This is a genomic window from Nonomuraea sp. NPDC049784, assembly GCF_040659615.1.
Lineage (GTDB): Bacteria > Actinomycetota > Actinomycetes > Streptosporangiales > Streptosporangiaceae > Nonomuraea.
The window spans coordinates 1-6,323 of the sequence record NZ_JBFAMX010000600.1; the positions used below are offsets into that span (position 1 = coordinate 1).

The window sequence follows — 6,323 nt, forward strand, 5'->3', positions numbered from 1 at the left end:
CCGGCCGGCGCGGGGCCACTTCGCCTGCACCAGGTGTGGCCTCGCTGGGCACGCCGACCACATCGCGGCCCGCAACATCGCCGCACGCGGCGTTGCGGGCTGGGCTGCTGTCAACCAGCCACACGCTACCGGCCTCCCTTCAGCCAGACGGGACCGTGAGAGCAACCCACCGGCTCCAGCCGGTGGTAGTTGACGTGAGCTACTCCTAGGAGGTGGTTCGTCGAGACCACTGGTGGATGAGTCACGGAGAGAGCCAGGAGATGCGGGATCGCTCTCAAGATATGGACAACTGTTGGTAAAACGCTTAACCGTCTTTGCTTGTGAAGTATGTTGCGCCTATCGTGCGGTGATGTCAATGACTAGTTAAACGATTTACCGAGGAAGCCGTGATTTGGGGGGCTACCCTGCTCTTCGCGCGTCCTCACGAGCCGGGAGGCAGCATCCATGGTCACGATGCGCGACGTCGCGGAGCGAGCCAACGTCTCCATCGCCACTGTCTCGTTCGTCATCAATGGCACCAAGCGGGTCGCGCCAGAGACCCGGGCCCGCATCGAGGCGGCCATCGAGGAGCTGGACTATCAGCGGAACGTCGTCGCCCGCGCCCTCGCCAGCTCGCGCACGCGCATCCTCGCCCTGTTGCACCCCGTCCTCGAGGTCCGGCCGAACGCCACGGTGAACCATTTCCTCCTGAGCGCCGCCCACGGCGCTCGCGAGCGCGGCTACGACCTCGTGCTGTGGCCCGTGAACGACGACGAGCAGATGTCCCACCTGCTCGCGGGCGGCCTCGTCGACGGCGCGCTGCTCATGGAGGTCCAGTTCCACGACCTCCGCGTCGACCGGCTCATCGCGTCCCGGCTCCCCTTCGCGCTGATCGGACGGACCGAGAACGAAGACCTGCCGTTCGTCGACATCGACTTCGCCACCACGATCGACCAGGCAGTCCAGCATCTCCGCTCGTTCGGCCACCGGCGCATCGCGCTCGTCACCCAGCGCACGATGGCCCCTTCCGGAAACGAGCCCGGCCGGATCATGCGGGTGGAGTCCGCGTACCTCGACGCGATGGCGGCTCTCGGCGAGCCGCCCGCCGTCGTCACCGTGGAGAGCACGTCGGCCGGAGGGCGGGAGGCGGCTCGCGAGCTCTACGAAGACTTCCCGGAGGCGACGGCCGTCATCTTGGTGAACGAGGGCGCCTCGGCGGGGCTGGTCAAGGGATCACGAGCGCTCGGCCGCGCCGTGCCGTACGACCTGTCGGTCATCTCCGCGGCGACCACCGCCGAGCTCGGCGAGATGATCGAGCCGTCCCTGACCGTCATGGAGGCACCGGCTTCCCAGCTGGGACACCTCGGCGTGAACGCCCTGATCGACCAGCTCGAAGGAGTCCAGGACGCCCCTCCTCACATCGTCATCCCCTGCGCCCTGGTCCCAGGCCAATCAGTCGGCCCCGCACCGATCCGCTAGGAGCCGTCGAACGATCGCGCATCGGCGAACACCCCGAGCTCCTATCCAGGCGACATGTCCGGATCCGGCCGGACGTGCCACGGTGCGACGGAAGATTCTTTGTTCTCGTTGACGCGCGGCGACGCCGCGCCCGATTGAGGAGGATTGGGAGACCGGCATGACGCCAACCACAATCACGCAGGCGGCCCGCTTCAGGGCGCTGCACCGGGGCGCGGTGCTCGTGCTCCCCAACGCCTGGGACGCCGCCTCCGCCGCCTTGATCCAGGCCGCGGGCGCGCAGGCGATCGCGACGACGAGCGCCGGCGTCTCCTGGGCGAACGGAGCACCCGACGCCCACGGGCTCAGCAGACAGCAGATGGTCGCGGCCGTCGCGCGCATCGTGGCGGCCGTGACCGTGCCGGTCACCGCCGACATCGAGGGCGGGTACGGCCCCGGCCCCGACGACGTCAGGGCCACCGTTCGTGCGGTGATCGAGGCCGGCGCGGTGGGTGTCAATCTCGAGGACTCCCCCGGCCCCGCCGGCGCGCCCCTGATGCCGCCCGAGGATCAGGCCCGGCGCATCGCCGCGGCGCGAGCGGCAGCGGACGCCGCCGGGGTCGACCTGTTCGTCAACGCCCGTACCGACGTCTACCTGGCCGGGGTCGGGGAGCCCGGGGACCGGCTCGCCGACGTCGAGGCGCGGGCGCGGGTCTACGCCGACGCAGGTGCCGACGGGCTGTTCGTGCCGGGCCTGCTGGACCTGGACGCCATCGCCCGCCTGGCCGCCGGGCCGCTGCCGTTGAACGTGATGGCCGGGCCCGGCGCGCCGCCGGTGGGCGAGCTGGCGGCGGCAGGCGTCGCCCGGGTCAGCGTGGGCTCCGCGATCGCCCAGTCCGCCTACGGGTACGCCGCGCGAGCGGCCACCGAGCTGCTCACCAGCGGCACGTACACGACGCTCACCGACGGCCTCGACTACGGCGGCCTCAACGCCGTCTTCCCGTAGGCGTCCTTCAGGGACTCTGTGGGCGTCGGCGTGTGCCGGCGCCCTCTCCTGATTCAGCCGTCGGCGTCCACGTGGTTCCCGATTGGTGACCAGGGTCGACGACGCAGCCTAGCGGCGAGCCGAGGCGGCCATCTACGACGGCGGGATCTCCGCCTCCGGCTCAGCGGGCAGTCGCGGTCTGCCGGTGTGCGGGACGTGCAGGTCGAAGGCCGGGCGTTCGGAGCGGATGCGGGGCAGGAAAGTGAAGTTGTGCCGCGGCGGCGGGCAGGAAGTGGCCCACTCCAGCGAGTTCCCGAAGCCCCATGGGTCGTCCACGGTCACCTTGGGCGAGCGGCGGTACGTCCAGTAGATGTTGTAGATGAACACCAGGGTCGAGCCCCCGAGCAGGAACGCGCCGACCGAGGAGATCTCGTTGAGTGTCGTGAAGCCGTCGGCGGGGCTGTAGTCGGCGTACCGGCGCGGGAAACCGAGCACGCCCAGCCAGTGCTGGATGAGGAACGTCGTGTGGAAGCCGACGAACAGCAGCCAGAAGTGCAACCTGCCCAGCCTGTCGTTGAGCATCCTGCCGGTGAACTTGGGCCACCAGAAATAGAAGCCGGAGAACATCGCGAAGACCACGGTGCCGAAGACCACGTAGTGGAAGTGGGCGACCACGAAGTACGTGTCGCTGATGTGGAAATCCAGGGGCGGCGAGGCGAGGATGACGCCGGTCAGCCCGCCGAGCAGGAACGTCACCAGGAAGCCGACCGCGAAGAGCATCGGCGACTCGAAGGACAGATGGCCGCGCCACATGGTGCCGGTCCAGTTGAAGAACTTCACCCCGGTCGGGACGGCGATGAGGAACGTCATGAACGAGAAGAACGGCAGGAGCACCTGGCCCGTCGCGAACATGTGGTGGGCCCACACGGTCATCGACAGCCCGGCGATGGCGATGGTGGCGCCCACCATGCCGATGTAGCCGAAGAGCGGTTTGCGGCTGAACACCGGGATCACCTCGGTGACGATGCCGAAGAACGGCAGCGCGATGATGTACACCTCGGGATGGCCGAAGAACCAGAACAGGTGCTGCCACAACATGGCGCCACCGCTGGCCGCGTCGAACACGTGGGTGCCGAGCTTGCGGTCCGACTCCAGCACGAGCAGCGCCCCCGCCAGCACAGGGAACGCCATCAGCACCATCATGCTGGTCAGCAGGGTGTTCCAGGTGAAGATCGGCATACGGAACATGGTCATGCCGGGCGCCCGCATGCAGATGATGGTGGTGACGAAGTTGACGGAGGTGAGGATGGTGCCCAGGCCGCTGAGCGCCAGCCCCATCACCCACAGGTCGCCGCCGATGTTGGGGCTGAAGTCCACCGTGGACAGCGGGGTGTAGGCGAACCAGCCGAAGGGGGCGGCTCCGCCGGGCGCGCAGAAGCCGCTCACCACCATGAGTCCACCGAACAGGAACAACCAGTAGCCCACCATGTTGAGCCGGGGAAAGGCGACGTCGGGGGCGCCGATCTGCAAGGGCATGATGAAGTTGGCGAACCCGGCGAAGAGCGGGGTCGCGAACAGGAGCAGCATGACCGTGCCGTGAATGGTGAAGAGCTGGTTGAACTGCTCCGCCGTGACGAACTGCAGCCCCGGTGCGACCAGTTCGGCGCGGATCATCATCGCCATGATCCCGGCCAGGAGGAAGAACGTGAAGCTGGTCGAGAGATAGAGATACCCGATCACCTTGTGGTCGGTGGTGGACATCCATGAAGCGATCAACCGCCCGGTCCTGCCCCGGCGGCTGACCCGGCCGGAGGTCATGGGCTCCGGCTGCGGCTCGATCCTGGTCACGACGCGTTCCCTCCCGACGGTGCCGGGGGGACACGAAATCGGACTTCCCGCTCCACCGTATGGCTAACCGATCCGTAGCCCTAGAAGTCGGTCATGTAGTGGTGGACCTGATCGTTCGGGCTCCTGCAGAGGCGGGACTCCGGAGATTCCAGCTAGCTTCAATGCGCACGGAGACCCCCGGTGCCATCCTGAACGTGTGGGTCTGTGTTGCCTGATCGTCGATGACAACGATCACTTTCTCCAGGCGGCGAGCCAGCTGCTGAAGCGAGAGGGGATCGACGTCGTCGGCGTGGCGTCGACGGGCGCCGAAGCTCTGGCGCGGTTCGAAGAGCTCCGCCCGGATATCGCGCTGGTCGACATCGACCTCGGTGGAGAGAGCGGTTTCGATGTGGCGCAGCGCCTGATGGAAGCGCGGAACGGCAATCCGGCGAGCGTCATCCTCATCTCCGCGTACGAGGAGAGCGACTTCGCCGACCTGATCCCCGAAAGCCCCGCGATCGCGTTCCTGCCGAAATCCGACCTCTCAGCACGGACCATCCACGAGCTCCTCGGCGGAGCCGGCGTCACCTAGCGGGATTCGAGGAAGGTGAGTACGGCGAGCACACGCCTGTGATCGTCTACGGTCTCCGGGAGCCGCATCCTGGCCATGATGCTCCGCACATGCTTCTCGACGGTGCCCTCGGTGATCCACAGCCGGTGGGCGATCCCGGCGTTCGAACGGCCCTCCGCCATCAAGGACAGCACTTCGCGCTCCCGCTCGGTGAGGGTTTTCAACGGATCGTCCCGGCGACGTGCCGCTATGAGCTCCTGGACCAGGCTCGGATCGACGACCGAGCCGCCCTGGGCGATGCGCCGTAGCGTCTCGATGAAGTCGCCCACATCGATCACCCTGCTCTTGAGCAGGTAGCCCACCCGGTGCCCCGCGGCCAGCAGTTCCATCGCCTGCTCGACCTCGACATGCGCCGACAGCAGCAGGATGCCCGTCTCGGGCGACTCCTCCCGTATGACCCGAGCCGCCTCCAGACCCTCCGTCGCATGTCCAGGAGGCATCCGGATGTCCACGATGACGAGGCCCGGCCGTTGCTCACGTACCAGAGCTAGAAGCCCGGGCGCGTCCCCTGCCTGGCCGACGACCTCGAACCCCGAGCTCGTGAGCAGGCTTGCGAGCCCTTCACGCAGCAGGACGTCGTCGTCCGCCAACGCCACCCGGGTCGGGCTTCCGTTCATGTCCGCGCCGTCGCGCATGGTCTCGGCAGGTCTACGCTCACAAACCTCCCCTGCCCGCCTGAGGTGCGAAGATTCAACTATTGACCGCCGACGGGGAGATCGACGACGAGCGTCGTGCCCTGAGCGGGCGGGCTGGTGATGGTCATGGTTCCGCCCAGCGCCTCGACCCGATCGGTGACGCCGACCAACCCCGACCCTCCGCCGGCTGTCGCGCCTCCCGCGCCGTCGTCGCGTACCTCGAGGTGCAGGACCCCGTCCCGGGCCTCCGCCTGAACGGTCGCGAGCGTCGCGCGGGCGTGTTTGGCCGTGTTCGCCAGCGCCTCGGAAACCACGTAGTACGCGGCCACTTCGACCGGTTCCGGCAGCCGGGTGGGCACGTTCAGGTCCAGCTCGACCGGGACCGGGCTGCGACGGGCGAGCGCCTTCAGCGCCGGGCCCAGGCCGGCCCGGCTCAGGATCGCCGGGTGGATGCCGCGGGAGATCTCGCGCAGGTCGTCCACCGCCTCCCCCAGCCCGTCGGCCAGCCGGTTCAGTTGCTCGCCGAGCTCTGTCCTTTCCTGCGGCACCGCGGTCTGGGCGGTGCGGACCTCGAGCGCGAGAGAGACCAGCCGCTGCTGGATGCCGTCGTGCAGATTGCGTTCGATGCGCCGGCGGGCCTGGTCGGCGGCGGTCACGATGCGCGACCGCGAGGCGGCCAGCTCCTCCCGGTTGTGGGCGAGGGTGGCCGCCATCGTGTTGAAGCTGCGCTGCAGAAGGCCGATCTCACCGACGCCACGGCCGGGCACGCGCGCCGCGAGGTCGCCGCCCGCGAGCCGCCCGGCGGTCGCGG

Annotated in this window: 6 protein-coding genes; 3 read left to right on the forward strand and 3 right to left on the reverse strand. The window is 68.4% G+C overall.

What is annotated here, in order from left to right; all coding sequences use genetic code 11:
* Positions 1-444: 444 nt before the first annotated feature.
* Positions 445-1,458, forward strand: coding sequence for a LacI family DNA-binding transcriptional regulator (locus AB0J09_RS53075; protein ID WP_360709674.1), 1,014 nt, complete (start codon positions 445-447; stop codon positions 1,456-1,458).
* 157 nt (positions 1,459-1,615) lie between these two features.
* Entirely contained in the window at positions 1,616-2,440 is an 825-nt protein-coding gene (locus AB0J09_RS53080) for an isocitrate lyase/phosphoenolpyruvate mutase family protein (RefSeq protein ID WP_360709676.1), read from the forward strand.
* A 132-nt stretch (positions 2,441-2,572) separates the two neighbouring features.
* Here the strand turns inward: AB0J09_RS53080 and ctaD are convergent, their stop codons facing one another.
* On the reverse strand, positions 2,573-4,237 hold the full coding sequence (gene ctaD, locus AB0J09_RS53085; protein WP_360709684.1) for a cytochrome c oxidase subunit I: 1,665 nt from the start codon (positions 4,235-4,237) through the stop codon (positions 2,573-2,575).
* Between the two features lie 226 nt (positions 4,238-4,463).
* On the opposite strand from ctaD, the gene AB0J09_RS53090 reads away from it, so the two are divergent.
* The gene (locus tag AB0J09_RS53090; RefSeq protein WP_360709678.1) at positions 4,464-4,838 is read left to right on the forward strand and encodes a response regulator; all 375 of its coding nucleotides are present in this window, start codon (positions 4,464-4,466) and stop codon (positions 4,836-4,838) included.
* Here the strand turns inward: AB0J09_RS53090 and AB0J09_RS53095 are convergent.
* Together AB0J09_RS53095 and AB0J09_RS53100 are read right to left on the reverse strand one after the other, a co-directional pair.
* Positions 4,835-5,494 carry a response regulator transcription factor gene (locus AB0J09_RS53095; RefSeq protein WP_360709680.1) on the reverse strand — a complete coding sequence of 220 codons (660 nt, stop codon included), beginning with the start codon at positions 5,492-5,494 and terminating at the stop codon, positions 4,835-4,837. The genes AB0J09_RS53090 and AB0J09_RS53095 overlap by 4 nt on opposite strands.
* A gap of 77 nt (positions 5,495-5,571) precedes the next feature.
* On the reverse strand, positions 5,572-6,323 hold a 752-nt coding region (locus tag AB0J09_RS53100; RefSeq protein WP_360709682.1), incomplete at its 5' end, for a histidine kinase.

Bases quoted from the DNA above. Each gene is read 5' to 3' on its own strand.
- AB0J09_RS53075 (WP_360709674.1), top strand. From the start codon at position 445: ATGGTCACGATGCGCGACGTCGCGGAGCGAGCCAACGTCTCCATCGCC.
- AB0J09_RS53080 (WP_360709676.1), top strand. From the start codon at position 1,616: ATGACGCCAACCACAATCACGCAGGCGGCCCGCTTCAGGGCGCTGCAC.
- ctaD (WP_360709684.1), bottom strand. From the start codon at position 4,237: ATGACCTCCGGCCGGGTCAGCCGCCGGGGCAGGACCGGGCGGTTGATC.
- AB0J09_RS53095 (WP_360709680.1), bottom strand. From the start codon at position 5,494: ATGAACGGAAGCCCGACCCGGGTGGCGTTGGCGGACGACGACGTCCTG.